The 25,531-nt window shown below is 62.8% G+C and carries 24 protein-coding genes and 1 pseudogene; 10 read left to right on the plus strand and 15 right to left on the minus strand.

Features of this window, described 5'->3' with window-relative positions:
• The first annotated feature begins 183 nt into the window (after nt 1–183).
• Entirely contained in the window at nt 184–1,083 is a 900-nt protein-coding gene (locus L0U81_RS19360) for a DUF1932 domain-containing protein (RefSeq protein WP_233805134.1), read from the plus strand.
• Between the two features lie 22 nt (nt 1,084–1,105).
• On the opposite strand, the gene L0U81_RS19365 is transcribed toward L0U81_RS19360, so the two are convergent.
• Nucleotides 1,106–2,413 carry a LysR family transcriptional regulator gene (locus L0U81_RS19365; RefSeq protein ID WP_233805135.1) on the minus strand — a complete coding sequence of 436 codons (1,308 nt, stop codon included), beginning with the start codon at nt 2,411–2,413 and terminating at the stop codon, nt 1,106–1,108.
• Entirely contained in the window at nt 2,410–3,111 is a 702-nt protein-coding gene (locus tag L0U81_RS19370; protein ID WP_233805136.1) for a GntR family transcriptional regulator, read from the minus strand. Before L0U81_RS19370 ends, L0U81_RS19365 begins: the two co-directional genes overlap by 4 nt.
• 392 nt (nt 3,112–3,503) lie before the next feature.
• On the opposite strand from L0U81_RS19370, the gene L0U81_RS19375 reads away from it, so the two are divergent.
• The 5 genes and pseudogenes from L0U81_RS19375 (at nt 3,504) to L0U81_RS19395 (ending at nt 6,762) form a co-directional block, all read left to right on the plus strand.
• Nucleotides 3,504–4,346, plus strand: coding sequence for a gallate dioxygenase (locus L0U81_RS19375; RefSeq protein WP_233805137.1), 843 nt, complete (start codon nt 3,504–3,506; stop codon nt 4,344–4,346).
• Complete coding sequence (locus L0U81_RS19380; protein ID WP_233805138.1) at nt 4,346–4,705, plus strand: protocatechuate 3,4-dioxygenase; 360 nt, start codon at nt 4,346–4,348, stop codon at nt 4,703–4,705. The genes L0U81_RS19375 and L0U81_RS19380 overlap by 1 nt, the downstream gene beginning before the upstream one ends.
• 99 nt (nt 4,706–4,804) lie before the next feature.
• On the plus strand, nt 4,805–5,329 hold the full coding sequence (locus tag L0U81_RS19385; RefSeq protein ID WP_442793456.1) for a hypothetical protein: 525 nt from the start codon (nt 4,805–4,807) through the stop codon (nt 5,327–5,329).
• Nucleotides 5,330–5,465: 136 nt separating this feature from the next.
• Nucleotides 5,466–5,573 (plus strand): annotated as a pseudogene (locus tag L0U81_RS19390) (GNAT family N-acetyltransferase); the annotation flags it as partial.
• 409 nt (nt 5,574–5,982) lie between these two features.
• Entirely contained in the window at nt 5,983–6,762 is a 780-nt protein-coding gene (locus L0U81_RS19395) for a hypothetical protein (RefSeq protein ID WP_233805139.1), read from the plus strand.
• A gap of 142 nt (nt 6,763–6,904) precedes the next feature.
• Here the strand turns inward: L0U81_RS19395 and L0U81_RS19400 are convergent, their stop codons facing one another.
• Nucleotides 6,905–7,531: a BON domain-containing protein gene (locus L0U81_RS19400; protein WP_233805140.1), complete on the minus strand. Its 627-nt coding sequence runs from the start codon at nt 7,529–7,531 to the stop codon at nt 6,905–6,907.
• Between L0U81_RS19400 and ppnP the strand changes: the two genes are divergently transcribed.
• Nucleotides 7,530–7,850 (plus strand): pyrimidine/purine nucleoside phosphorylase, encoded by a 321-nt coding sequence (ppnP, locus tag L0U81_RS19405; protein ID WP_233805141.1) that lies wholly within the window; start codon nt 7,530–7,532, stop codon nt 7,848–7,850. The two genes, L0U81_RS19400 and ppnP, sit on opposite strands and share 2 nt — an antisense overlap.
• Nucleotides 7,851–7,953: 103 nt before the next feature.
• Here the strand turns inward: ppnP and L0U81_RS19410 are convergent, their stop codons facing one another.
• On the minus strand, nt 7,954–8,601 hold the full coding sequence (locus L0U81_RS19410) for a DsbA family oxidoreductase (RefSeq protein ID WP_233805142.1): 648 nt from the start codon (nt 8,599–8,601) through the stop codon (nt 7,954–7,956).
• 238 nt (nt 8,602–8,839) lie between these two features.
• Between L0U81_RS19410 and L0U81_RS19415 the strand changes: the two genes are divergently transcribed.
• Complete coding sequence (locus L0U81_RS19415) at nt 8,840–9,559, plus strand: 2OG-Fe(II) oxygenase (protein WP_442793434.1); 720 nt, start codon at nt 8,840–8,842, stop codon at nt 9,557–9,559.
• Between the two features lie 358 nt (nt 9,560–9,917).
• On the opposite strand, the gene L0U81_RS19420 is transcribed toward L0U81_RS19415, so the two are convergent.
• The 7 genes from L0U81_RS19420 to L0U81_RS19450 all read right to left on the minus strand — a co-directional run bounded on the left by L0U81_RS19420 (nt 9,918) and on the right by L0U81_RS19450 (nt 17,746).
• Nucleotides 9,918–10,286 (minus strand): BON domain-containing protein, encoded by a 369-nt coding sequence (locus tag L0U81_RS19420; RefSeq protein WP_233805143.1) that lies wholly within the window; start codon nt 10,284–10,286, stop codon nt 9,918–9,920.
• An 801-nt stretch (nt 10,287–11,087) separates the two neighbouring features.
• Complete coding sequence (locus tag L0U81_RS19425; RefSeq protein WP_233805144.1) at nt 11,088–11,306, minus strand: hypothetical protein; 219 nt, start codon at nt 11,304–11,306, stop codon at nt 11,088–11,090.
• A gap of 176 nt (nt 11,307–11,482) precedes the next feature.
• The gene (locus L0U81_RS19430; RefSeq protein WP_233805145.1) at nt 11,483–13,858 is read right to left on the minus strand and encodes a DNA polymerase II; all 2,376 of its coding nucleotides are present in this window, start codon (nt 13,856–13,858) and stop codon (nt 11,483–11,485) included.
• Nucleotides 13,859–14,001: 143 nt separating this feature from the next.
• A complete protein-coding gene (locus L0U81_RS19435) occupies nt 14,002–15,012 on the minus strand; it encodes a DUF2891 domain-containing protein (RefSeq protein ID WP_233805146.1) in 1,011 nt (336 codons plus the stop codon).
• A 10-nt stretch (nt 15,013–15,022) separates the two neighbouring features.
• Nucleotides 15,023–15,973, minus strand: a complete 951-nt coding sequence (locus tag L0U81_RS19440; protein WP_233805147.1) for a DUF979 domain-containing protein — start codon at nt 15,971–15,973, stop codon at nt 15,023–15,025.
• Nucleotides 15,970–16,662 carry a DUF969 domain-containing protein gene (locus tag L0U81_RS19445; RefSeq protein ID WP_233805148.1) on the minus strand — a complete coding sequence of 231 codons (693 nt, stop codon included), beginning with the start codon at nt 16,660–16,662 and terminating at the stop codon, nt 15,970–15,972. The genes L0U81_RS19440 and L0U81_RS19445 overlap by 4 nt, the downstream gene beginning before the upstream one ends.
• 166 nt (nt 16,663–16,828) lie before the next feature.
• A complete protein-coding gene (locus tag L0U81_RS19450; RefSeq protein ID WP_233805149.1) occupies nt 16,829–17,746 on the minus strand; it encodes a LysR family transcriptional regulator in 918 nt (305 codons plus the stop codon).
• A gap of 103 nt (nt 17,747–17,849) precedes the next feature.
• Between L0U81_RS19450 and mdlC the strand changes: the two genes are divergently transcribed.
• Nucleotides 17,850–19,493: a benzoylformate decarboxylase gene (gene mdlC, locus L0U81_RS19455; RefSeq protein WP_233805150.1), complete on the plus strand. Its 1,644-nt coding sequence runs from the start codon at nt 17,850–17,852 to the stop codon at nt 19,491–19,493.
• Nucleotides 19,494–19,548: 55 nt separating this feature from the next.
• The gene (locus tag L0U81_RS19460) at nt 19,549–20,961 is read left to right on the plus strand and encodes an MFS transporter (RefSeq protein ID WP_233805151.1); all 1,413 of its coding nucleotides are present in this window, start codon (nt 19,549–19,551) and stop codon (nt 20,959–20,961) included.
• A gap of 44 nt (nt 20,962–21,005) precedes the next feature.
• On the opposite strand, the gene L0U81_RS19465 is transcribed toward L0U81_RS19460, so the two are convergent.
• The 4 genes from L0U81_RS19465 to L0U81_RS19480 form a co-directional block, all read right to left on the minus strand.
• A complete protein-coding gene (locus L0U81_RS19465; RefSeq protein WP_233805152.1) occupies nt 21,006–21,737 on the minus strand; it encodes a DUF2278 family protein in 732 nt (243 codons plus the stop codon).
• Nucleotides 21,738–21,792: 55 nt separating this feature from the next.
• Nucleotides 21,793–22,527 (minus strand): alpha/beta fold hydrolase, encoded by a 735-nt coding sequence (locus L0U81_RS19470; protein ID WP_233805153.1) that lies wholly within the window; start codon nt 22,525–22,527, stop codon nt 21,793–21,795.
• 169 nt (nt 22,528–22,696) lie between these two features.
• The gene (locus L0U81_RS19475) at nt 22,697–24,145 is read right to left on the minus strand and encodes an aspartate aminotransferase family protein (RefSeq protein ID WP_233805154.1); all 1,449 of its coding nucleotides are present in this window, start codon (nt 24,143–24,145) and stop codon (nt 22,697–22,699) included.
• 49 nt (nt 24,146–24,194) lie between these two features.
• Complete coding sequence (locus L0U81_RS19480) at nt 24,195–25,529, minus strand: glutamine synthetase family protein (protein ID WP_233805155.1); 1,335 nt, start codon at nt 25,527–25,529, stop codon at nt 24,195–24,197.
• Between the last annotated feature and the right edge of the window lie 2 nt (nt 25,530–25,531).

Raw genomic sequence — 25,531 nt, forward strand, 5'->3', positions numbered from 1 at the left:
CCTGGCAAGGCTCGTGCGCCCTCTATTGTCGGGGAATTGTCGTGACCGGTGATATCGCTATGCCTGATTTGCACGTCATTCCCTATGCTATTTTCGCATGTGATGCGCGCCGAAGCGGGCACGGAATCAGCACAGGGAAAAAGGCTGGCGTACAACAGCGAAACCACAAAAGGAGAGACCGTCATGTCATGCATGAGCGAACTCACGCACATCGCATTCATCGGCTTCGGCGAAGCAGGCGGGATACTCGGCTCGGCACTGGCCGCGAAGGGCGTGCAGGTGTCGATGTTCGACCTGCGCCGCGACGCATTGCGCGATAAGGCGCGCGCGGCAAATGTTCGCGTTGCCGATACGTTGCAAAGCGCGCTCGATGGTGCGCAACTCGTCGTGTCCGCGGTCACGGCCGATGCCGACCTCGAGGTCGCGCAGGCGGCCGCGCGCTGCATTCGGCCGCACCAGGTCTATCTCGACATCAACTCGGTGTCGCCGGTTACCAAGCAGCATGCGCAGGCCTGTATCGAAGCCGCGGGCGCGCAGTACGTCGAGGCGGCGGTGATGGCGCCGGTGCCGCCCTACGGTCTTGCGGTGCCGATGTTACTCGGCGGTACGAGCGCGGCACGTATCGCGTCGCAGCTCAACGGGCTCGGCTTCCAGGCGCGTGCGGTAGCGGAGAAGATCGGCGTCGCATCGGCGGCGAAAATGTGCCGCAGTGTGATGATCAAGGGTATCGAAGCGTTGACCGTCGAATGTCTGCGTGCCGCGCGGCATTACGATGCGGAGTCGATCGTGCTGGAATCGCTCGCGCAAACGTTCGGCAAGATGCGTGGTGATGCGGGCGTGCCCGGTTATCTGGTCAGCCGGGTCGCCGAGCATGGGCGACGGCGCGCCGCGGAAATGCGCGAAGTGTCGCAGACGCTGCGCGAAGCGGGCATCACGCCGTACATGAGTGACGCATCCGCGCGCTTGCAGGACAGCGTGGTCGATGCGATGGAGGCGGGCGGCATCGACTACGGCACCCTTTCCACGCCGTTCGACTGGCGCGCGTTTTTCGACAGCCTGCCGGACGCGGGCGGAACTAGTTGAGCGAACCAATCAAGCGCGGCGTTCATGCCGCGCCGATGCTGACCGTGCGCGTCACATCGACGACCGACAGCCGGATCGCATCGATCAATGCGCGCGCGGCCGGGGATGGCGTGCCCGCCGCGCGCATCGTCAGGCCGATGTCGCGCCGCGTGTTGTGCAGCGGTACGTCGAGCACCACCAGTTGCCCGGATTGAATCTCGTGATGCAACTGCTGCGCCGACAATGCCGCCGCCATGTCGGTGCCGAGCAGCAGGCCGCGAATCACCGCGAGGTCGGCGGTCTCGACGGTCGGCAGCGGCGGCTTTACCTTCAGCCGCTTGAATTGCGCTTCGAATAGCGCACGCGCCGGCGCATTGCTGCGCGGCAGAATCCACTGCGCGTCGCGCAGACCCATGATGGTCAGATTGCGCGTGTGGGTCAGCGGATGATCGCGGCGCACCAGCACGACCATGTCTTCCGACATCAGCCGCTCGTTTTTCAGGCCGCTCGTCGCGTCGTTCTCGCGCAGCGCGCCGAGAATGAAGTCGATGTCGCCCGCGCGCAGACCGGCCACGAGCGTTTCGTACGCGCTTTCGTCGGTGACCACGCGCACGCCTGGATTCTCCGAGGTCATCCGCGCGATCGCCTTCGGCAGAATCAGCGTGCGTCCGAGCGGCAATGCACCGACCGTCACCGCGCCCTGAATCTTGCCGTGCAAAGCGGCGATATCGTCGGGGATATGCCGCAGTTCGTTCAGCGCGCGGCGTACGTGCAGCAGGAACGTCTCGCCCTCGGCCGTCAGCAGAATGCCGCGCGGGCTGCGATGGAACAGGCTCAGACCCGAGCCGCTTTCGAGCACGCGAATCGCGGTGCTCACCGCGGGCTGACTAATGCCGAAGGTTTTCGCCGCGCTTGGCATGTGCCGATGCCGCGCGAGCGCCGCGAACAGTTGCAGCCGCCGCGTGTTGAGCAGATAGGCGGGCAATGCGCCTTCCGCGACGGGCCGGCGACGGGTCTGTCGCGCGGCGCACCATTGCGCGAGCTCTTCGAGTTCCGCGAAAATCCGCTCGCAGCGATGCAGCACCGCGCGGCCGACCGGCGTCGGCAGCATGCCCGAAGGACCGCGATCGAACAGCGGTACGCCGAGCGCCAACTCGAGCTCCTGCACGGAGCGCGTGACCGCCGACTGCGCGCGAAACAGCGCGGCCGCCGCGCGCGTCGCGCTGCCCATATCGGCGACGAGCCGGAATGCGCGCAGTTGCGCGAGATTGAGCAAGTCCTTGCTGGTCACCGACAACGGAGCTTTCGCGGCTGCCAGGGTGGTTTCGGCGGAAAGGGTGTCGTTGCTCATGCCGCGCCCGCGATCAGGTGCAAAGACGGCAGCGACAGATTCAGACTTTCCTTCGAGATTTGCGTGTGCTCCTTCATCAACGCATCGACGCGCGCGCCTTCGCCTTTTTTCAGCGCGTCGACGATCGCATGATGCTGACGATGCGCGTACATCAGCATCATGAATTGACGCTCGCGCGCGGATTCGTCGAACGCGATCGTGAATGGTGAAACGAATGGCACCTTGTCGTTGAGACTGAGCGCGGCCGTGACCGCCTGGTTCTGCGCCGCTTCGACGATCAGCGCGTGGAAGCGCCCGTTCATCTGCGCGTAACGCACGTCGTCGCCGGGCTGCAGATGCTTGTGCACGAAGATCTCGTCGCCTTCGCGCAGGCAGTCGTCGAGCGCGGCGGCAAGCGCGGGGCTCACGCCGCTTTCGGCGACAGAGCGGGCGGCGAGTCCTTCGAGCACGCCGCGCACGTCGATCGCGTTGAGGATGTCGCGCACGCTGAAGCGGCGCACGACGTAGCCGCGCGAACCGGAACGATCGAGCAGGCCTTCCGACGACAGTACGCTCAACGCGTAACGCAGCGGGGTGCGTGACACGCCGAGCCATTGCGCGAGCTGCGCTTCGACGAGCCGCTGCCCGGGCGACAGTTCGCCCGACAGGATCTTTTCGCGTAGTGCCTGGACAATCGCTTGCTGGGTCGTCTCGTTCATCGTTTTGTCACTCGTCGGAAGCTCCGCAGTATAGCCACGCGTATAGCCCCGCTCCAAGCCTTAAAAATGTGCGTTGCGAGTTGTTTTCCGGGCCATCTGTTTTATTTATCGAGCGTCGATCCGTGAGGGCGTGGCGGAAGGCTTGCCGGGCGGGCTTGGGATACCGAGAAAACCCTGCGCGGCGTGGGTCGCGGCGCGGTCCGCTGGCTCGCCCAGCCCCCAATTACCGGGGTTTTTACCGATCAAGCCAGCGTCGCCTGAGGTATACCCGCACTTCCCGAATCACGGCACAATTTCTATCTTTGTATCCCAAGACGGTCGGGTTGAACAGCGCGGTGAATCCGGCGACCTATCCGATTGTCAGCAACGCGAAGTAACGGAAGAGAACGAATATGGCAAGGATCATTGGTGGTATCGGCACGTCCCATGTACCCACGATCGGGTTGGCGTACGACAAGGGCAAGCAGAACGAACCGGCATGGGCGCCGCTGTTCAAGGGCTATGAACCGGTGGCGCAGTGGCTGGCCGAGCAGAAGCCCGACGTGATGGTGATGTTCTACAACGACCACGCGAACAGCTTCTTCTTCGACTGCTATCCGACGTTCGCGCTCGGCGTGTCGCCCAACCACGAATTCGCCGATGAAGGCGCGGGCAAGCGTCCGCTGCCGGATATCGCCGGTCATCCGGATCTCGCGATCCATATCGCCGAGCAACTGGTCAACGACGAGTTCGATCTGACCGTCTTCCAGGACCGTCCGCTCGATCACGGCGTCAACTCACCGCTGTCGCTGATGCTGCCGCATCAGGGCGGCTGGCCGCTCTCGCTGGTGCCGCTCGAAGTGAACGTGCTGCAGTATCCGCTGCCGACCGCGAATCGCTGCTACCGGCTCGGCCAGGCGCTGCGTCGCGCGATCGAATCGTTCGAGCAGGATCTGAAGGTCGTGGTGGTCGGCACGGGTGGGCTCTCGCACCAGGTGCACGGCGAGCGCAGTGGTTTCAACAATACCGAATGGGACATGGAGTTCCTCGACCTGATCGTCAACGATCCGGAGCGCCTTGCCGCGATGAAGCACATCGACTACGTGCGCCTCGGCGGCGCGGAAAGCGTCGAGACGATCATGTGGCTCGCGATGCGCGGCGCGCTGGGCAAGAAGGTTCGCGAACTGCATCGCAACTACTATCTCGCGACCAGTACCGCAATGGCCGTGACGATCTACGAAGAAGAGGTGGCGTAATGAATCCGCAACTGGTTGGCGTCGAAGAACTGACCGGCACATATCCGTTCGATATTCGCCTGAGCATGAAGGCGATGCGCCTTAACCGCTTTTTCTGGCAGATGCGCGAAGCATCGGCGCGTGCGCTGTGGCTCGAAAACCGCACCGCTTCTTACGATGCGGCCGGCCTCACGCCGGAAGAGCGCACGCTGGTCGACAACACGGACTGGATCGGCATGATCCGTTATGGGGTGTGTTTCTTCGTGCTGGAGAAGTTTGCGCGCGTGGTGAAGATCACGAATCTCGGCATGTACGCGAGCATGCGCGGCGAAACGCTCGAAGAGTTTCTGAAGACCCGGAAGGTGCCTGAGGCGGTTTAACGGCCGGCCAGAACGCACGTGCCGAAGAGGCACGGTCCGTTCGGCTGGTTCGATATGTAGTCCATTACGAGGAGACAAAAGATGGTTAGCAAGTTCGGCATGAGCGAGACGGATGTGGAGCAGCGGATCAATATCACGAACTCCGGCGCATCGGATCGCGCGGTCATGTTGCGCGCGGGCGTGACCGGCGGATTGATCGGCGCCGTGGTGATCTGGATTTACGAAGCGCTCGTATGGGTCAACGCGCAGCATCTGATGCCGCTCGCCGGCATTCCACGTAATGCGACGGGGCTCGTGTTCGGCAAAGACGTGCAGACATCGCTCGGCATCTGGGCGTATATCGTCGGCACCGGCATTCACTTTGTCTTCGCGATCGCATGGGGCGTGCTGTTTGCCGCGATCTGGCCGTACTTCCGGCGGCGCGGCTATGAAGCGACGCTGGTCGCGCTGTTCTACGCGGTGTTCGCCTGGATCGTCATGCATGTCGCGATCATGATCGCGTCGAACAACCATCCGGACTATTTCGACCCGGCCGTGATTATCGGCGGGTTCATGTCGCATATCTTCTTTACCGTGCCGTTGGCGTTGACGGTCAAGCGGTTGATGGCTGGGCAGAGGTATTGATGAGTTTTCAGGTTGTTCGGTAGAGAAAGCCGGGTTCGTTTGAGCCCGGTTTTTTTTGATCGACGCCCCCCGCCAAATCCGCGAAACGACCATTCTTGAGCTGCGCGAGTTTTTCCGCCGCCTGGTTCGCGAACTCGGCTTCATGCATTTGCGCTGGTTCATCGTCGACGATTCATTGCGCGGCTCCGGAATTGGACGGCAATTGCTGTCGCACGCCATGCGCTTCGTCGAGCAGCGTCTCAACCGGCTTTCCGCAAAGAAATGCGGCGACGATACTGCGTGATCGTGTAATCAGCGAATCTTTCGGACGGTAATCAAGTTGAATGCCGTCCGCCCATTTATGTGAATTGTTTGACTTTCTCGCGGGCGGAGAAGGGCAGGTTGCGCAATAGGGAAAGGCGATTTGTCGCGCGGCGTTCGACGCCACCGTACCAACTGGTCCACTTCGGCAAATTTGACTCTTAGGGTTTCTCCTGTCTCACACCCGGACCCGCAGTGTCACTCGTGCGCTACACCTCTCATTTACAAAGAAAAAATAATGCCGACGTCAAAGGAATGTGCTAGAAAATAACAATTGCACTCGTAGAGAAATAGCCGCGCGTGCAAGTAAAAATTTCGGCTTTCAATACTCTTAATCGGCCGCGAGGTGGATCATGAGAACAATGACGCTTTGGGGGCTCGGGGTGACGACGGTCGCTTCGGCGCTGACGCTGCAGTGTTATCCAGCGTGGGCCGACGGACCCGAAGCGGCATACGCGTCCGAAGAAGAGGCGCCGGCTGGCTCGCTCAGTCCGAACGAATACAAGGTCAATGCGGACGGGATGAAGGAAGATCCGAATGCGAAGATGTCGGACGTGGCCCGCGCGTATCGCAATGGCTATATCAATCGCGGCAAACAGGATCAGGCCGACTACGAGGCAATGATCGACGCGCACAATCACGGTCAGCGGCACCCCGCCAAGACCGACGTCGCGCGGGTCGACGTGCCGCCGCTGCCGCCGGGCGTCCCCGAAGACGATAACTCGAAGTACACGAGCATTCCGCCGCAGCCTCAGCGGCCGCAGTCGGCCCAGTACGCGCAACGTCAGGTGCCGCAACCGCCGCCGCAACAGCAATACCAGCAGGTTTACCAGCAGCCGCAATACGCACCGCCGCCAATGCAATACCAGCAGGCGCCGGCCTACGCGCCGATGCAACCCGTCTATGCCGACAACCAGCCGGTGTACGTGCGGCAGGACTATCCGCAACCGCCCGTGCAGTACGTGCCGGTTTATCCGCAGCCGCAATACGATGAAATGCCGCCGGTCGTGGAAACGGTGATTCAACCGGTGGCGCCCGTCGCTTATCCGGTTTACCATCCGCCGGTCTATTGGGCGCAGCCGCGCGTTTATGCGTATCGCCCTCCGGTCTACGGCTATCGGATGTGGCGTTGAGGTATTGCGCGAGTCGTGGCGGCGTTTCGCAAGGATAGTGCGCCACGGCGAACACCCGCGCAGACGGATTGAATGGTCAATAGAAAGTACTCAGCCCGGCGCATTCGTGCCGGGCTGAGTACTTTTTCTCATTCCGTTTGCGCTAATGGCCGCTGGCACCTCTCGTGCGCACATTCAGGTGGTTATTTACCCGTCTGACTCCGCGCACGGATCTGGCGACACTACCGGCGCGTTGCACCTGGGCGCGCTGCGGCACCCAACCGGTCAGCGTCACGATGCCGTGGCGCGCCTGCACGTGAATCGCCGTTGAATGCAGGTTCGGTGCGCGGGAAAGTGCGCGCCGCACGTCGCGCGCGATCTCGCTATCTGGTCTGTTGCGAGGCGGCGCCGCCGCGATGGATTGACTTTGCGCGGAGGTATCGTTCGGCATGCCGCCACCGGTTTGCGCATTCGCGCAGGTCGCCACACCGATCCCGATCACTGCCGCGACAATTGCGCCGATGATTCTGCTCGCACTGTCTTTTCTCACACGTCCTCCTGTACCTGCCAGACTATGGAAAAAGCACGATCGAGAGTAGTACAGGTTCTTGAATGTCGATAGGGTTCTGGCAGACTTTAGCGTAGTGCCGCCATCAATAGCCTGTATGATGGCGGGCTCGCGCCCGGACCGGAGCCCCGCGGCAGACGGCACGCGCGCATCGCGCGCCGTCTGCCGCGCCCATCGGGCCGCCACGCATCCATTCACGATGAACCAGAGGAAGACCGCCATGACGGCTGCAACGCAATTCGACCAGGTTTCTGTAGTCAAACGAGCCAACGTGTACTTCGACGGTAAGTGCGTGTCGCACACCGTCCTGTTCGCCGACGGCACGCGCAAGACGCTCGGCGTGATCCTGCCCGGGACGCTCAACTTCGGCACCGACGCGCCGGAACTGATGGAAGTGCAGGCAGGCCAGTGCCGCATTCGCCTCGCCGGCAGCGACGAGTGGAAGACCTATGGCGCGGGCGAATCGTTCTCGGTGCCGGGCAAGAGCCGCTTTGACATCGATGTGATCGAGACGCTGGACTACGTTTGCAGCTATCTGTAAGCGGTTTTAAGGCGCGTGCGATCGGATAAGGAAGGCCTGTTGCACGCGTCGGCGACGGCCTGAGCAATGAGCCCAGGCTTTCCCCGCTCCAATGGGTGGAATCCTACGCCGTCTGTTTCGCCGCAATTTCCTCGATCACCTGCACGAATTGCTCGACAGGTTGTCCGCCCGTCACCAGGTAGCGACGGTCGAAAATGATCGACGGCACCGAATGAATGCCCATTTCCTGATTGTTCTTTTCCGCTTCGCGCACCTCATCGGCATACGCGCCGCTCGTCAGCACGTCGCGCGCTTCGCTGGCGTCGAGTCCGACCGATTGTGCCGCTTCGACCAGCACGTCATGATTGCCCGGATTCTTGCCGTCGGAGTGATACGCGCGCAATAGTGCGAGCTTGAGCGGCAACTGTTCGCCCTTCAGGCCGGCCCAATGCAGCAGGCGGTGCGCGTCGAACGTGTTGTAGGTGCGCGTGCGCGGACCGAAATCGAAGCCGACGCTCGCGCCGCGCTCGCGGATCATCGCCTGCGTTTCGGCGATCTGCGCAGCCGTGCGCCCGTATTTCTTGCCGAGATACTCGACGATGTCTTCGCCGTCCGGTCCCATCTGCGGATTCAGTTCGAACGGATGCACGACGATGCGTGCGTCGATCTTGTCCTGAAGCTGCGAAAGCGCAAGCTGCAGCGACGACAGGCCGATCGCGCACCACGGGCAGGCGATGTCGGAAACAAAATCGATGGTGAGCTGCTGTTTCATGGTTGTCCCTGGCGAAATGAAGTGCGATGGGGCCGGGCAAATGCGGCCGCAACAAGACCCACAGCGTAGCGTGAATCGTCCAACCGTGCAGCCCGGCCGAATTTGACCGCAAGACCCGGAGTGTTTTGCCGTCACCACGCTCGTACACTAGCGTCATAGAGCTACTTTCATGGTGCGGTCAGCGAGCCCGGCCGCCCACTCATCGACGATGAACGCATACGAAGCGGCGTTGCCCGCAATGGCCTCCACGCAAACGATCGACCGACGCGTCGACGCACTCGACTGGCAGCAGGTCGAACGCGATCTCGATCTGTACGGCTGTGCCGCCGTGCCGCAACTATTGACAGCGGACGAATGCGACGCGCTGAGCGCGCTCTATTCACACGACAAGCTCTATCGCAGCCGTATCGTCATGGCGCGCCACGGTTTCGGCCGCGGCGAATACAAGTACTTTGCGTATCCGCTGCCGCCGCTCGTCGACGGTTTGCGCGGCGCCCTGTATCCGCACCTCGTGCCGGTCGCGAACCGCTGGAACATGGCCATGGGCATCGACGTGCGTTATCCGCCGAGGCACACGGATTTCATTCGACGCTGCCATGACGCCGGTCAGGTGCGTCCGACGCCGCTGATCCTGCAATACGGCGAGGGCGACTACAACTGCCTGCATCAGGACCTGTACGGCGAGCACGTGTTTCCGCTTCAGGTCGCGGTACTGCTGTCGGAGCCGGGACGCGATTTTACCGGCGGCGAGTTCGTGATGACCGAGCAGCGTCCGCGCATGCAGTCGCGCGCCGAAGTCGTGGCGCTCGCGAAGGGCGACGCTGTCGTGTTCACAGTGAACAGCCGGCCCGTGCAGGGAGCGCGCGGGCCGTATCGCGTGAACCTGCGGCATGGCGTGAGCCGCCTGCGCTCGGGACACCGGCATACGGTTGGCATCATCTTTCATGATGCGCTGTGAGGGACGCTGTATTCGTCTGGTGGATTCGCCGCTCGGTCCGATCACCGGGCTCTTTATCGGCGACCGCTTCGAGCGCAAGACGGTGACCGCCGTGTGGCCGGCGTCAATATCGTGTGTGGATTGTGGTCCAGTCAGGTATCGGGCGCGATGCCGATTGTGATGCTGGCGATTGGCTTGATGAGACCGAAGACGAAGGGACTCGAACTCGAGAAGTTTCTACATAGCGACGGCCGGCGTATGAGCCGGTGCGTCGCCATGTGCCGCGTTCATAATCGGCAGTCGAGCACGGAGTGCATAGGCCATCAATGTAATGCGCAGGCAGACCGTCGGCCTACCTGCATTGTGGTCCTGGACTGCGTCAGGTCCCGACAGGGCGGATCGACAGCGCGTTCCTGACGGAAGTTACGCCGGGTACCCCTTTCGCCACCTCGGTTGCCCGGTCACTTTGTGCCTGAACCGGTACGCTTCCCTGCAGCGTAACGGCACCATCGCGGGCGCGAACCGTGATATTGGCCGTCGAGATGGTCCTATCTTTCACCAGCGCAGATCGAACCTGACGTTGGAGCGCCCGGTTCGCTGCTTTCATTGACTTGTAATGCGCTCGGGCTTCGGACGTTGTGCTCGGGGCCGTAGTCGGAGCAGCCTCGCTCGCCTGTGCGAAGGCATGAATTGAACCCGAAATCAGAAGGGCGGCGCTGACCAGTCTGACGGCGTGGATTGCTTTCATGCATCTTCTCCTGTCGTTGCAGATCGTTGGGGTACGGATTCGGGGATATCGCACAACGCCGCCATGCTCTTTCTGAGGCGGATCAAAAGGCACTATAGGACAATAAAGGGTGAGGTCAAGTGACAATGCAGGCGGGGCCGATCGCCCGGACGACCTGCGATTATTAGAATGCGTCAGATGGGGCAGAGCTCTAATGCAGTTGGCTGGATTGGAGATCAAAAATCAGAATCAGGTTTTCTCCACCTTCAACCATGGGTCGCATCTTCCTGCTCGACATAATCAGCCGCCTCGCATGTTGCGGCACAGTTGCGGATGCGCCGTTGTTTTGCCCGGCCGTAAGAGAGCGGAGCATGCGGTCCGCGACCCGTATGCACCTTCGCCGTGCACAAAACGCCGTCTGATAGGGTGGCTGTGCCGCATTTCGTGGTGAAGTAGGCAATTCGTCCATAGTCGCCTTGAGTGGTGACGTACGTGGTGCGTGCGGCTTCGTCGAGCGCGAAGTCGTCCCACGCGCGGCCACCGGCCAGGTCAAGTCAGCAAAATTAAACCGATCCTGGCGATGGGGATCACATTTGACCACCATCAATTGAACGCACTCCTGCCTTACCGGTTTCGACAACCTGAAGATCAGGCGGCATTGAAACTACCAGTGCGCATCGCGCAAGGCGGGCAATGTCTGCCAGTGCGTCATGACGGGGTGGTCCTGCCGCGATGTCGTGGATCAGGGAAAGTACCGCGTGTAATCGCGGAACCTCGTAATGAAACCTGCCGCGCGCCGCCACTACCCAGGCGGACACAAGCTCAGCCGAGCGCCTTTGCCATCCATCGAGCTACGGTTGCGTCATCGAGGTAGCCGCTGATTCCATGACGGTTGTCGGTGAAGTTGTCGACGCCGCCGAAATTCTCGATGGGCGGCTGGATGCCCCACGTGGATCCGTCAAGGGCAAGGAGCGCGACCACGTCGCGCTTGTCGAAAGCGTTCTGCCAGTTCTTCACGCCGGTGGGCCTGGCCAGCGGCACGGGCAGATGGTCTCGAATACTCGCTAGCCCGAGAGGCGAGTCAACCGTGACGAAACCTCGCACATCAACGGTTTGTGCGAGGTCTGACAGGACCCGATAAGCGACGATGGTTCCAGGAGAATGCGCGGCTACGACGCATGGCTCGCCCACGTATCGGGACCTGCAAGCCTTTCAGATCAGAACAACTCCTTCTGCCCCGACATCAGCGTCGTGAAATCGTCGCGCAGCAAAGGCAGAATCGCGTCCGCCACCGGCTGCAATTGCCGCGTCAGATAGTGCTCGTAGTCGATTGCCGAGCGCAGCGTTTCGAGCGGTTCGGGGCCGGCCACCGTCATCACGTAGCTGATCCAGCCGCCGTTCTGATATTGCAGCGGCCGTCCCTGCTGGCGATTGAATGCATCGGCGACGCGTGCCGCGCGCACATGCGGGGGCACGTTGCGCTCGTAAGCGTCGATCGGTCTGCGCAACTGCTTGCGATAGACGAGCTGATCGTCGAGCCGGCCCGCGAGCGTATCGCGCACATAGTCGCGCACGTAATCCTGATACGGCTGCTGCTTGAAGATGCGCCGGTATAGCTCCTGCTGAAACTGCTGGGCAAGCGGCGTCCAATCGGTGCGCACGGTTTCGAGACCCTTATAGACCACGTCTTCGCGGCCGTCCGGCAACACGGTTAGGCCTGCGTAGCGTTTCTTGCTGCCTTCCTCGGCGCCGCGCACCGTCGGCATGAAAAAGCGCCGATAGTGCCGCTCGAATTGCAGTTCCAACGCGCTGTCGATGCCGAAGCGCGTCTGCAGCGTCTGCCGCCACGCCGCGTTGATATGCTCGACGAGCGCGCGGCCGATGCGCGCGGCGTCGTCCTCGTCATGCGCGTGCTTGAGCCAGACGAAGGTCGAATCGGTGTCACCGTAAATCACTTCATAGCCTTGCGCCTCGATCAGCTCACGCGTCGTGTGCATGATCTCGTGGCCGCGCATCGTGATCGACGACGCGAGCCGCGGATCGAAGAAGCGGCAGCCGGTCGAGCCGAGCACGCCATAAAACGCGTTCATGATGATCTTGAGCGCCTGCGATAGCGGCTTGTTGTGCTCGCGTTTGGCCGCCTCGCGTGCCTGCCACACCTGCGCGACGATCGACGGCAGACAGTGGCGCGTGCGCGAGAAGCGCGCGCCGAGAAAGCCCGGCACAGAGTGCACGTCGTCGGGATGCAGCATGCCTTCGACGAGACCGAGCGGGTCGATCAGAAACGTGCGGATGATCGACGGATACAGGCTCTTGTAGTCGAGCACGAGCACCGAATCGTAGAGGCCGGGCCGCGAATCCATCACGAAGCCGCCGGGGCTTGCCGCGCCGGCCACGTCGCCGAGATTCGGCGCGACATAGCCCTGCCGATGCATGCGCGGCATGTACAGATGCGTGAATGCCGCGACCGAACCGCCGCTGCGATCGGCGGGCAGACCGGTTACGGTCGCGCGTTCGAGCAGGAACGGCAGCAGCTCGGTCTTCGCGAAGATGCGCGTGACGAGCTCGCAGTCGTTCAGGTTGTAGCGTGCGAGCTCGGGCTTGTCTTCGTCGAAGCGGCGCTGGATTTCGTCCATGCGCTGGTAGGGATTGTCGATCGCCTTGCCAACGCCCAGCACCGAGCGCGACACGTATTCGAGGCTGAACGACGGGAAGCTCCACGTCGCCGAACGCAAGGCCTCGATGCCGTCGATGACCCAACGACCCGCCACGCCCGCAAAAAAATGATTGCGCGTGGTGCCATGCTCGCGCCACTCCATCACCGCGCCACCGCGGCCGATGCGCAGCGGCACCCGATACTGCTCGGCATGCTGTTGCAATACCTTCAGATCGAACTGCACGAGATTCCACCCGATGATCGCATCCGGATCATGCCGTTCCATCCATGCGATCAGTTTTTCGAGCAGCTGCGCGCGGGTTTCGCAGTATTCGAGCTGGAAGTCGAGGGCGCCTGCGCCGGTCACGTTGCCATTAGGCGGGCCGAGCATATACACCTGGCGCTCGCCGCAGCCTTCGAGCGCGATCGAATACAGCTCGGCATGCGCGCTCGTTTCGATGTCGAGCGACACGAGTTTCAGCGGCGGACGATATTCGTTGGCCGGTTTCAGTTCGCCATTGAGCCACGGGCCATTGTGCTGAGGCTCACCGCTGAACCATACCGGCGCGGTGATGAAGCGCTCCATCATGTAGCGCTCGGGCGGCTGGATATCGGCTTCGTAGACATCGACGCCGCCTTCTCGCAGGCGCTTTTCGAAGCCCTTCAATTGCCGGTATTGCGAACAGTAAAGCCCGCTGACCGGCCGATGCTGGAAGTCGCACAATTCGAGTGGCCGCAGATCGAGCGGCGCATCGCGGCGCAGGATCGTTTCGGCGCGCTCGCGATGTTCGGCCGGAATAAAGGCGACGGACGGCTGAGGGCGCAGGCGCAGGTGGCGCGGCCCGTTGTCCGTGGCCAGCCAGAACTCGATTTCCGTGCCGGCGGGCGTGTCCCGCCAATGTCGGGTCAAAATGAAACCCTGCTCGAACTCAGTCAAACTTCCACCTTTTAAGCGGCGCAATCGCCTTGCGCGATTTTACCGCCGTGGGCAGGGACTGTTGAACGGGCAATAAAAAGGCGCTTCGTAGCGAAGCGCCCCAACAAACACGGCGTTACTGCTTCAAAGCTTGTTCATCTCGCTCAAGCTTCGAGCGCCAGCGTCGCGAACGTGGCGAGCCAGTGCTCGCCCATGTAATCGCCGGCCACGTGCGGCAGCGCGCTGTGCAGGTGACGCTCGGCCGCATCGCACAGCACGGTGCGACGTACATCGCCGGCGGGCAGCGCACGCGCGAGCGAACGCTGGCACCAGGCGCGGCTCAGATTGAGGCCGTCCAGATGCGCGATCTTGCCGTCGCTGCGATCAGTCACGGTGACGGGCTCGAACAATGTCGCCGGATTTTTCGCGCCGAGATCCGGCAGGAAGCGCCCAAACCAGTCGGTGAACTGCGCGGACGGCAGCACGCGCCGCATCAACTCCGCTTCCATCAGCGCAGGCGACAGGAACTCGTCGCCGGCCGGCTCCCACGCCTGACACGCGACGTCGTCCAGATACCAGCGCTCCGCGGTTCTGACGATAAGCGCCTCGAGCGATTCGCGCGAGGTTTGCCGTGCGAAATCAAGCGTCAACGCGAGCGCGAACGCCATGTTGAAGTGCGTGCCCACGCGCAGCGGATAGGTCGCTTTCGGCAGGAACTCCTCGAAACGCTCGACGAACGCCTCGGTGAGCGGCGCGAACGTCTTTGCCCAGCGTGCGGCGTCCGAAATCTTCAGCGACTGCAGCTGCGCGTCGAGCGCGAGTAGCCATGCCCAGCCATACGGCCGCTCGAAGCCGCGATTGTGCGGCAGGTCCAGGTACGCGAGTTCGCCGGCGACGTTCGCCTCGGTGAAATGCTCGTCGGCCACCGTGATGATGCGGGGGGCCTCGGGCAGATTGGGGAAGCGTTCGAGCAGATACAGGATCAGCCAGTAGCCGTGCACGCACGAATGCCAGTCGTAGCTGCCGTAGAAGATCGGATGCAATGCGCGCGGGCCCTGCACGTCCTGCGGCCCGGCGAGCGAGTGCGTGAGCTTGTTCGGATATTCGCGAGTGAGGTGGGCGAGCGCGACATTGGCGAATTTCGACGCGAGTTCGAGGGTGAGCTGGGTGGTCATCGGCGGCTCCTCAGAATCGGAATACGAACACGTACAACAGTATGGTGTTGACGATCAGCAATAGTAAAGCGGTCGGCCATTGCGCCTTGATCACGCCGTTCTGGTCCTTCAATTCGAGCAACGCGGCGGGGACGATGTTGAAGTTCGCGGCCATCGGCGTCATCAACGTGCCGCAGAAACCGGACAGCATGCCGATCGCGCCGAGAATGGCGGGGTTGCCGCTGAATTGATGCACGATCAGCGGCAGGCCGATGCCGGCCGTCATCACCGGAAACGCGGCGAACGCATTGCCCATGATCATCGTGAAGATCGCCATGCCGAACGTGTAAGCCGCCACGACCGCGAATGCGGAGTCGACCGGTATCCACGCTTTGACGAGATCCGACACCACGTGACCGACGCCCGCGACCGCGAACAGCGCGCCGAGCGCGGCGAGCATTTGCGGCAGGATCGCGGCCCAGCCGACCGTATCCATGGTTTGCCGGGCGTCCTTCAGCGCATGCACGGGCGAGTCGCGCAACATGAAAAGCGCCGCGCCGAACGCGACCACCGTGCCGAGAACGAGCGAAATCAGCGTGACGTTCTTTGTTTCGACGAACGGCGCGTATTTGAGCGTCAGCGTACCGACCAGCGTGATGACCGGAATCAGCAGTGCCGGAATGAACAGCCGGTTGCCGAAACGCCGTGCGTTCGCCTCGCGCCGCGCGGCGGCCGCTTCGCCGTTACTCTCGTTGCGGCCTTTGCCGAGCTTGCCGGAGCCCGCGATCAACGCGAGCGCGATGGCGAGGCAACCCGTCACGAAGTGCGGCAGTTCTGCGCCGAACAGGAACGTGACCGCGTAAATTCCCCAGAACAGAAAGTTGACGACGCGCCGCGCGTTCGTACGGTCCTGCAGATTGAACAGCGCGAACGCGGCGAACATCAGGCCGGCGAGTACATAGAGCGATTCGAGCTTGATCATGATCGCGCCGCCCTCAGTCTGATTGCGCTCATCTTGTGCGACAGGTTGCGGTCGAGCAGGATCAGCCGGATCACGTGAATTACGAGCGCGGCGATCGCGGTTGGAATCGCCCACACTGACACCTGCAACGGCTCGACCACGACGCCGTTCTGTTCGAGAAAGCCCTTGATGAGCAGGATCGACTGGATCGCGATGAAGATGTCCTCGCCGAAGAACACGGCGATGTTGTCGACCGCCGATGCGTTCGCGCGAATCTGCTGACGCACCTCATCGGGTAAGTCGCCGTGGCGGTTCGCGGCGGCCGCTTCGGCCATCGGCGCGATCAGCGGACGCACCATCTGCGCATGGCCGCCGAGCGAGGTGAGGCCGAGCGCGGCCGTCACCTGGCGGATGACGAAGTAGAGCATCAGCACGCGGCCGGTGGTGGCCGCATGCAGGCGCGAGATCAGATGCCGCGCCTGTTCCTTCAGACCGTTGCGTTCGAGCAGCGCGATCACCGGCAGCGTGAGCCAGATCAGGCCCATGTAGCGGTTATCCGCGAACGCCTTGCCGAAGGCGCTGACGATCTCCACCGTCTGCAAGCCGCCGGCTATGCCGGTCGCGACGCCCGCGACCGTGACCACCAGCAGCGCGTTGAAGCGCAATGCGAAGCCGAGCACTACGATCGGCACGCCAATCAATACCCACATGCAACTCTCCTTGTTTCGTTCTCCCGACGACCCCCTATGCAATGACTGCGTCACGACGCAGACTCGCATCGCGACGGAATCTAGCATGAGAAGTTATTGATAAATAGTCGAGAAAATGTATTCATCGGGTAAACGTGAGGAAGGTGGCTACGTGTGTGAAAAGCCCTTACCCCTCGGTCAGTCCGTCTTCCATCAACTGCCGCAGTTGCTCCAGCAGCTTGACCGCCGGACTCGGCAGAATCCCCTGGCGTCGCCGGAACGCGGTCAGCGTGCGCCGCCCGACCACCCCCGGCACACCGAGCGTATCGAACACGCCGGCCTTGCTCTCGGTCACGTACATCGTCGACGCCATCCAGCTCAGGAAGCCCGAATGCGCGACCAGGCTCTTCAGCGCCGTCACTGAGCGCGTTTCGACGACGACGTTCGGCAGTCCCAGTCCGCGCTCGGCAAACACGCTCTGCATGTGCTCGAACGGCCCGGTGCCGCGCGGCGGAATCGCCCAGCGTTCGCCCAGCGTGTCGGCGAGCGTGAGCTCGGGCTTGCGCCGCAGCGGATGATCGAGCGCGGCGACCACGTAGCTCGCGTCTTCCCAGCGGCAATCGGGGACCGCGGTGATCTCGTCGGTGTCGGGCACGGCCATGCTGAGCGCGAGATCGATCTCGCGTTTGACGAGCGCATCGGCGAGCCGGTCCCACACGCCCTCGATGATCTCCACGCGCAGATTCGGCCACTTCGTTAACACGCCGCTAACCGCGAGCGGCAGCACGAGGCTCGCGATGCTGCCCACCGCGCCGACGCGGATCGTGCCGCGCGCGAGGCCGCGCATTGCGTCGATTTCCTCGCGCGCCTGTTCGGCTTCGCGTTGCAGCAGGATTGCGTGCGGCAGCAGCGCCTCGCCGACCGCGGTCAGATGCATGCCCCGCGAATGCCGCTCGAACAGCGGCGCGCCGACCTGTTCCTCGAGACGGCGAATGGTCCGGCTCAACGCCGGTTGTGTGATGTGCAGCGCTTGCGCGGCGCGCCCGAGGCTGCCGCTCTCGACGATCGTCGCGAACGCTTGCAATTGCTGGAGGTTGTAAGTCATGCCGAAAGGTAATGCCTTTTTGCGGATTAGGCAATTTCCGGTTACCCCATTGGCCGTGATAATGGTTTTCGATTTTTCGAGCTCACCAGACAGGAGGCCTCGCATGACAGGCAGCGCGCCGCAGCAGAATCAACGACAGGCAATAGCACAGCGCACGCAATGGACCGTACGCGACGCGGTCATCGACTTTGCTCGCCGCGTCGGCATGACGTCGATCTTCGCGAACCCCGGCTCGACCGAACTGCCGATGTTCCGCGATTTCCCAGCGGATTTCCGCTACGTGCTCGGTCTGCAGGAAGCGGTCGTGGTCGGCATGGCCGACGGCTACGCGCAGGCCACCGGCAACGCGGCGCTCGTGAACCTGCATTCGGCGGCGGGCGTCGGCAATGCGATGGGCAACATCTTCACGGCGTTTCGCAACCGCACGCCGCTCGTCGTCACCGCCGGTCAGCAGGCACGCTCGATCCTGCCGTTCGATCCGTTTCTCGCCGCGACCCAGGCCACCGAATTGCCGAAGCCCTATGTGAAGTGGAGCATCGAGCCGGCGCGCGCACAGGACGTGCCGCTCGCGATCGCGCGCGCGTACGTGATCGCGATGCAGGAGCCGCGCGGCCCGGTGTTCGTTTCGATTCCCGCTGACGACTGGGATCACCCGGCTGAACGTGTAGCGGAACGCGACGTCGCGCACATCATGCGCCCCGATCCGGCGATGCTCGAGCGCATCGGCGCGGTGCTCGATGCGTGTGAGCGGCCGGCGTTCGTGGTCGGTGGCGCGGTCGATCGCGCGGGTGCGGCGGGCGAGGTCGTACGGCTCGCGGAGCGGCATTCGGCACGGGTCTACGTCGCGCCGATGACGGGGCGTTGCAGCTTCCCCGAAACGCATCGGCTGTTTGCGGGCTTTTTGCCGGCCATGCGCGAGCGCATCGTCGAATTGCTCGGCGCGCATGATGCGATCTTCGTGATTGGCGCGCCCGCGTTCACGTATCACGTCGAAGGAAGCGGGCCGCATGTGCCGCCGGGCGCGCAGCTGTGTCAACTAATCGACGATCCGGGCGTTGCCGCATGGACGCCGCAGGGGATCGCGGCGGTCGGCAACGTGCGGCTCGGTGTGCAGGATCTGCTCGCGCGTGCCGCGCCCAAGGCGCGTGAGTTGCCCGCGCCGCGCGCGGTGGCGCCGCGCGCGCTGCCGCCCGCGCAAGGTGAGCGGATGTCGGTCGCGTTCGCGTTGCAGACACTTGCCGAAGTGCGCGATCCCGACTGCATCGTCGTCGAGGAGGCGCCGAGTGCGCGGCCCGTGATGCAAACCTATCTGCCGATCGCGCGCGCCGGCGCATTCCTGACGATGGACAGCGGCGGTCTCGGCTACGGCATGCCGGCGGCGGTCGGCGTCGCGCTGGCGCGGCCGGGCGAGCGCGTGATCGCGCTGATCGGCGATGGTTCGAGCATGTACTCGATCCAGGCGATCTGGAGCGCGGTGCAAATGCAACTGCCGATCACATTCGTCATCCTGAACAATGCGCGCTATGCCGCGCTGCAGGATTTCGCTCCGGTGTTCGGCTTCACGCCGAACGAGACCGTGCAGGGCACGGACCTGCCGGGCCTCGACTTCGTGACGATCGCGGCGGGCATGGGCTGCCCTGGCGTGCGCGTCAGCGACGCGCAAGAACTCGCCGGTGTGTTGCGTCGTGCGTTGTCCGCGGAGGACTTGAAAAGCGGACCCACGCTCGTCGAAGCGATTGTCGCGTGACACGCATTTAAAAATCGAACTATGCGCGTGCAGCGCAAACAACGGAGACGTGCTCATGAATTACGTTCCTCCCGCTTCGGCTGCGGCCTCGACCGCGTGCGACGACGCGGCGCTCGCCGGCATCGCGAGCGGCGGCAGCACGGTCGACATCGGTCATGCGCTCGATGACGGTCCCTACACGCTGCTGCAGAAAATCGCTGTGGTGCTCGCGGCGCTGTCTATCGTCGTCGACGGATTCGACAGCCAACTGATCGGCTTCGCGATTCCGATGCTGATCAAGGAGTGGGGCATCACGCGCAATGCGTTTGCGCCGGTGGTCGCGTCGGGACTGATCGGCATGGGCATCGGCAGCGCGTTCGCGGGGCTGTTCGCCGATCGGTTCGGCCGGCGCTGGGCCGTGATCGGCAGCGTGTTCGTATTCGGCACGGCGACCTGCGCGATCAGTCTCGCGCCGAACGTTGCGGCCATTGCGGCGCTGCGCTTTATCGCGGGGCTCGGCATCGGCGGTGCGCTGCCGACGTCGATGACGCTGACCGCCGAGTTCACGCCCGCGCGTTTCCGTACGTTCGCGGTGACGGCGACGATTCTGTGCGTGCCGCTGGGCGGCATGGTCGCGGGATTGTTCGCCGGGCAGGTGCTGCCGGTTTATGGCTGGCGTGGTCTGTTCGTCGCGGGTGGTGTGCTGCCGCTCGGGCTCGCCGTCGTTCTGCTCGCCACGTTGCCGGAATCGCCGCGCTTTCTGGCGCGCCGACCGCATCGCTGGCCCGAGCTCGCGAAGTTGCTGCGGCGCATGGGGCGCGACGTGTCGGTCGATGCGAGCTTCACCGATGTGCGCGAGCAAAGCGCTGAGCGCCATGTCGGCTTCACCGCGCTGTTCCGCGATGGCCGTTCGCGCGACACCGTCGCAATCTGGGGCGCGTTCTTCATGTGCCTGCTTGCGGTGTACGCAGCATTCAGCTGGCTGCCGTCGATGCTCACGAGCGAGGGCTTGAGTGTGTCACTCGCGGGCTACGGCCTGAGCGCGTACAACCTCGGCGGCGTGATCGGCGCTGTGCTGTGCGCGCTTGCGATTGGGCGCTACGGTTCGCTCTGGCCGCTGCTGCTGTGCTGCGCGGGCGGTGTCGCGAGCGCATGGATGCTGCTCGGCGTCAGCGCGACGCAGCATACGGCGTTGATGATCGTTGGCCTCGGCTTGCATGGCCTGTTCGTGAACGCGGTGCAATCGACGATGTACGCGCTGTGCGCATATGTCTATCCGACCAGCGTGCGGGCGACGGGCACCGCGTCGGCGCTCGCGTTCGGCAGAGTCGGCGCGATTCTGAGCGCGTTCGCGGGCGCCGCGGTGATTACGGCCGGCGGCGCGTCGGGCTATCTGCTGATGCTCGGTATCGCGATGGCAATCGTGCTGATCGCGCTGGCGGTGGTGCAGCGGCATATTCCTCGCCGAGGCGTCGCGACAGCGCGTTGATCGACGCGACGCCCGGCCGCCTTGAATCGCCATCAGTCGCGCCTTTAACTCCCCCGAATGTAATCCGGCAGCGCCACTGCGTTCGCAACCGGATCGCCGTTCGCATCGGTCGGCAGATACTGCGTCTGAAACGCGGTAAACATCGCGGCAAAGCCATCGGCGCGCTGCACGATCACCGCGCCATCCTGAAACGCGCCGTTTTCGTTGTAATGCGGGCCGCGCGGATTGCCCTGATTCATGTGGGTCTCGTGAAGGCCGTCCTTTTTCGGCACGAACAGAAAGCCGAATCCATAGACCACAATGCCCGCCGACGTCGGTGTCCAGAAATCGCGGTTGTGCAACTGACCGCTGCCGTTGTCGAAAGGCAGGCTCTGCGACGGCTGAGTTTCGTCGATGGTCAGGATTTCGTCGATGATGTCGTTGACGTCGGCGCGATTGCCGTTTTGATCCTCGTAGGGAATGGGCCGCATCCGGTGAATGTCGAGCAGGCTGCTGTCCTGGAAGTAATCGAGCCGCGGAAAGCCGCTAGTGTAGAGGCCGGGCTTCAATGCCTGCAGTTTGGCGGTTAGCGGATCGGCGAAGTTCAGATCGGCATAGAAGTAGACGTCGTCGTTACCGCTTGCGCCCGGTTGCGTCGACGCCGAATTGACGACGATGTTGAATGGCGTATTGTCGTTGCCGGAAACCGTAATCACATAATGCGGACTTCCTATATACGAATCCTTGAAGGGCGCCGCGCGCAGCAGTTCTCCCTTGAACATGCAGTATTCGTTCATAGCTGAAGGACCTTGTCAAAGTTGATCAACTCAAAGCGACTCGCATCCGGGCTTATCAGCGGGCCGCTCTGAACCCCGCCGCCCAGCGCGCCCATTCGACCAGCACCTCGGTCACATCGTCCGGCCGCTCCATCGTGCACATGTGACCGCTTCGTTCAATCACGCGAAGCTTCGAGCCGCGAATCTGCGTGTGCATCTCCTCGTGACGCGCGAGGGGACTCCATTGATCATCGCGGCCGCACACGATCGTCGTCGGGCACTCGATGTCGCGAAGCAGGGCAGTCGCATCAGGACGATCGAGCAACGCGCGGATCTGCGCCGCGAATTTGTCCGGCGTGCTTCGCTCAATCATGTCGAGCACCGCCGCATAGACCGCGGAATCGTGGCGATCGGCGTTGACCATGCCGGGGGCCCACTCGTTGCCCATTGCGCGCATGCCTTTCGTGCGGGCAAGCTCGAGCAGTCTCAGTCGTTGCGCGCGCTCGCTTTCGCCGGCCTCGCCGGCGGCGCGCGGCGTATAGCCGGTGTCGAGCAACGCGAGTCCGGCGACGCGTTCCGGTGCGCGCCGGAACACTTCGAACGCGACACGTCCTCCCATCGAATGACCCGCGACCAGCAGACGGTCTCCCTCTACCGACTCGAGCACGTGATCGGCCATCGCGCCGAGCGAGTCGCGCATGCCATAGTCAGGCACGAAGCACTCGCCGATCGCGCCGAGCGCGCCGCGCTGGTCGGCCCACACTGCGTCGTCGCAGAGTAGGCCAGGGAGCAAAACGATTTGTAAGGTCATGGGTGGGTCCTGTGATGCGCTAGTCGGATAAAAGAAGCGGCGCTCGATACGACGCCATCGTCGAATAGTACCGGCGCGCGTGGAAAATATCGACTGACCCGGCATGATTCGAGCGACGGGACAATCGCCGTGATTAGCGGAACGGCAGCGCAGGCGCAACCGCGCAGCGCTATAACATGCCAATCTCCCGCGCGGTCGCATCGATCGCCGCTTTGGCTTTCGATACGATCTCGTCGATCTCCAGCCGGCTAATCACGAGCGGTGGCGACAGCAACATCCGGTCGCCGCTCGCGCGCATGATCAGATTGCCGTTGAAGCAGAAATCGCGGCACAACGTACCAATATCGCCGCCATTCGCAAAGCGCTTGCGCTTGAGCGGCTCCTCAGCGAGTTGCACTCCCGCAACGAGACCCGCGCCGCTGATCTCGCCAACGACCGGATGACCGGCGAAGGTTTCGCGCAGCTTCTGCTGAAAGTACGGACCTGTATCCGCTTTGACGCGCTCGACGATACTCTCGTCGCGCAGCAGCTTCAGATTGGCAAGCGCGACGGCCGCCGCGACCGGGTGCCCGGAGTAGGTGAGGCCGTGATTGAAGTCGCCGTTCTCGATCAGCGCGCGGGCGACGCGATCATGCAAACCGACCGCACCCATCGGCACATAACCGCTCGTCAGTCCCTTCGCGAGCGTGATCAGATCCGGCTCGAAGCCGAAGTGCTGATGCGCGAACCATTCGCCGGTTCGGCCGAAGCCGCCGATCACTTCATCCGCGACGAGCAGCACGTCGTACTTGCGGCAAATGCGCTGGATTTCCGGCCAATAAGTCGCGGCCGGAAAGATCACGCCGCCCGCTCCCTGGAAAGGCTCACCGATAAACGCGGCGACCTTGTCCGCACCGAGTTCGACAATCTTCGCTTCCAGCTGCTGCGCGCGAGCCAGCGCGAATTCTTCCGGCGTCTGATCGCTTGCCGCTTCGCCGAAGAAATAGGGCTGATCGATATGCACGATGTTCTCGACTTTGGACGGCATCTGTTCGTGCATATCAGCCATGCCGCCGAGCGTGCCGCCCGCGATCGTCGAGCCGTGATAAGCGTTCTTGCGCGCGATCACGAACTTCTTCGCGGGCTGGTGTTGCGTCGCCCAATATTGATGGACGATACGCAGCACGGTGTCGTTGCCTTCCGAGCCGCTGTTGCAGTAGAAAAAATGCTTGAAGGGCTCCGGCGTCAGTTCGGCCAGCAGGGCGGATAGTTCTATCACCGGCGGATGCGTCGTCCTGAAGAACGTGTTGTAGTACGGCAGTTCCTGCATTTGCCGGTAGGCGGCGTCGGCGAGTTCCTTGCGGCCGTAGCCGACATTCACGCACCAGAGTCCCGCCATGCCGTCGATGATCTTGTTGCCGTCCGAGTCCCACAGGTACACGCCGTGGGCCTTGACGATCACGCGAGAGCCCGCGCGATTGAGCGAGCCCATATCCGAGAACGGATGAATGTGATGCGCGGCATCGAGCGCGCGGTATTCGGCGGTGCTGCGTGAAATTGCTTGCCATGTTGGTGCGTCGTTCGTGCCGCTAACGTCGGGCTTCTCTGCATCGATCACGTCTTCAGTCTTATAGCTCATAGTGCCTCCGTCCTTTCAAAGTTCTCGTAGACCGATTGGCTGCCAGCACTCAGACGTGCAGCAACAGGTGCCGGCGTTCCCACGAACTGATCACGCGAAAAAACGCTTCGTATTCGGTCTCTTTCAGCGCGAGATACGCGCGGACGAACTGCTCGCCGAGTACTTCGGCAATCGGCTCGCACGCGCTCATCAACGTCAGGCCTTCTTCGAGATTGCGCGGTAATTGATAGGGCAACGCATAGCCGTCGCTCGCCAACGGTTCGGTTGCTGCGAGCCGCTGCGTCATGCCGAGATAACCCGCCGCCAAAGTCGCGGCAATGGCCAGATACGGATTGCAGTCGACCCCCGGAATGCGGTTCTCGATGCGACGCGCGACCGGCGCGGAATGCGGCACCCGGAAGCCCACCGTGCGATTGTCGTAACCCCATGCGACGTTGATCGGCGCGGCCATGAAACGCGACAGCCGCCGGTATGAGTTGATGTATGGCGCGAAGATCGGCATCAGTGCGGGCGTGTATTTCTGCAAGCCGGCGATATAGCCGGTGAACAGCGACGTCGGTTCACCATCCGCGGCGGTAAACAGGTTGCGGCCGGTCTCCATGTCGACGAGACTTTGGTGCATGTGCATCGCCGAGCCCGGTTCACTCTCCATCGGCTTAGCCATGAAAGTGGCGTACATCTTGTGACGCAACGCCGCTTCGCGAACGGTGCGCTTGAATAGAAACACGCTGTCAGCGAGTTTGAGCGGATCGCCATGCATGAAGTTGATTTCCATCTGCGCGGCGCCGACTTCGTGAATCAGTGTGTCGACTTCGAGGTCCTGCACGTCGCAGTACTCATAGATGTCTTCGAATAGCGGATCAAATTCGTTGACCGCTTCGATCGAATACGCCTGGCGGCCGGTTTCCGCGCGACCTGTGCGCCCGACCGGCGGCTGCAACGGCAGGTCGGGGTCGCGATTCATGTCGACCAGATAAAACTCGAGCTCCGGCGCGATCACGGGCTTCCAGCCGCGCGCCCGGTACAGATCGAGGACGCGGCGCAATACACAGCGCGGGGAGATTTCGACCGGGGTGCCGTCGAAATGAACGCAATCGTGGATCACCTGCGCGGTCGGATCGACTGCCCACGGAATCATCCGGATCGTGCTCGCGTCGGGCACGCACACCATGTCGGGGTCGGTGACGCCGGTCAGCGTATCGCTTTGCGGATAGTCGCCGGTCACGGTTTGAATCATCACCGCCTGCGGCAGCCGCATCGACTCGCCGGATTCGAACTTGCTGCGCGGAATGATCTTGCCGCGCGCGATGCCGGCCATGTCAGGAATGATCGCTTCGATTTCGGTGACGTGATGCTTTTTCAGAAACTCGTCGATGTCATGCATGA

Origin of the sequence: Paraburkholderia sp. HP33-1 (genome assembly GCF_021390595.1) — a bacterium.
Classification (GTDB): domain Bacteria; phylum Pseudomonadota; class Gammaproteobacteria; order Burkholderiales; family Burkholderiaceae; genus Paraburkholderia.

Coding starts and splice junctions, on each gene's coding strand:
- L0U81_RS19380 (WP_233805138.1), top strand. CDS start 4,346: ATGAATCCGCAACTGGTTGGCGTCGAAGAACTGACCGGCACATATCCG.
- L0U81_RS19445 (WP_233805148.1), bottom strand. CDS start 16,662: ATGTGGGTATTGATTGGCGTGCCGATCGTAGTGCTCGGCTTCGCATTG.
- L0U81_RS19395 (WP_233805139.1), top strand. CDS start 5,983: ATGAGAACAATGACGCTTTGGGGGCTCGGGGTGACGACGGTCGCTTCG.
- L0U81_RS19415 (WP_442793434.1), top strand. CDS start 8,840: ATGGCCTCCACGCAAACGATCGACCGACGCGTCGACGCACTCGACTGG.
- L0U81_RS19450 (WP_233805149.1), bottom strand. CDS start 17,746: ATGACTTACAACCTCCAGCAATTGCAAGCGTTCGCGACGATCGTCGAG.
- L0U81_RS19465 (WP_233805152.1), bottom strand. CDS start 21,737: ATGAACGAATACTGCATGTTCAAGGGAGAACTGCTGCGCGCGGCGCCC.
- L0U81_RS19435 (WP_233805146.1), bottom strand. CDS start 15,012: ATGACCACCCAGCTCACCCTCGAACTCGCGTCGAAATTCGCCAATGTC.
- L0U81_RS19475 (WP_233805154.1), bottom strand. CDS start 24,145: ATGAGCTATAAGACTGAAGACGTGATCGATGCAGAGAAGCCCGACGTT.
- L0U81_RS19410 (WP_233805142.1), bottom strand. CDS start 8,601: ATGAAACAGCAGCTCACCATCGATTTTGTTTCCGACATCGCCTGCCCG.
- L0U81_RS19385 (WP_442793456.1), top strand. CDS start 4,805: ATGAGCGAGACGGATGTGGAGCAGCGGATCAATATCACGAACTCCGGC.
- L0U81_RS19440 (WP_233805147.1), bottom strand. CDS start 15,973: ATGATCAAGCTCGAATCGCTCTATGTACTCGCCGGCCTGATGTTCGCC.
- L0U81_RS19365 (WP_233805135.1), bottom strand. CDS start 2,413: ATGAGCAACGACACCCTTTCCGCCGAAACCACCCTGGCAGCCGCGAAA.
- L0U81_RS19370 (WP_233805136.1), bottom strand. CDS start 3,111: ATGAACGAGACGACCCAGCAAGCGATTGTCCAGGCACTACGCGAAAAG.
- L0U81_RS19400 (WP_233805140.1), bottom strand. CDS start 7,531: ATGGCGGTCTTCCTCTGGTTCATCGTGAATGGATGCGTGGCGGCCCGA.
- mdlC (WP_233805150.1), top strand. CDS start 17,850: ATGACAGGCAGCGCGCCGCAGCAGAATCAACGACAGGCAATAGCACAG.
- L0U81_RS19460 (WP_233805151.1), top strand. CDS start 19,549: ATGAATTACGTTCCTCCCGCTTCGGCTGCGGCCTCGACCGCGTGCGAC.
- L0U81_RS19480 (WP_233805155.1), bottom strand. CDS start 25,529: ATGCATGACATCGACGAGTTTCTGAAAAAGCATCACGTCACCGAAATC.
- L0U81_RS19470 (WP_233805153.1), bottom strand. CDS start 22,527: ATGACCTTACAAATCGTTTTGCTCCCTGGCCTACTCTGCGACGACGCA.
- ppnP (WP_233805141.1), top strand. CDS start 7,530: ATGACGGCTGCAACGCAATTCGACCAGGTTTCTGTAGTCAAACGAGCC.
- L0U81_RS19375 (WP_233805137.1), top strand. CDS start 3,504: ATGGCAAGGATCATTGGTGGTATCGGCACGTCCCATGTACCCACGATC.
- L0U81_RS19360 (WP_233805134.1), top strand. CDS start 184: ATGTCATGCATGAGCGAACTCACGCACATCGCATTCATCGGCTTCGGC.
- L0U81_RS19420 (WP_233805143.1), bottom strand. CDS start 10,286: ATGAAAGCAATCCACGCCGTCAGACTGGTCAGCGCCGCCCTTCTGATT.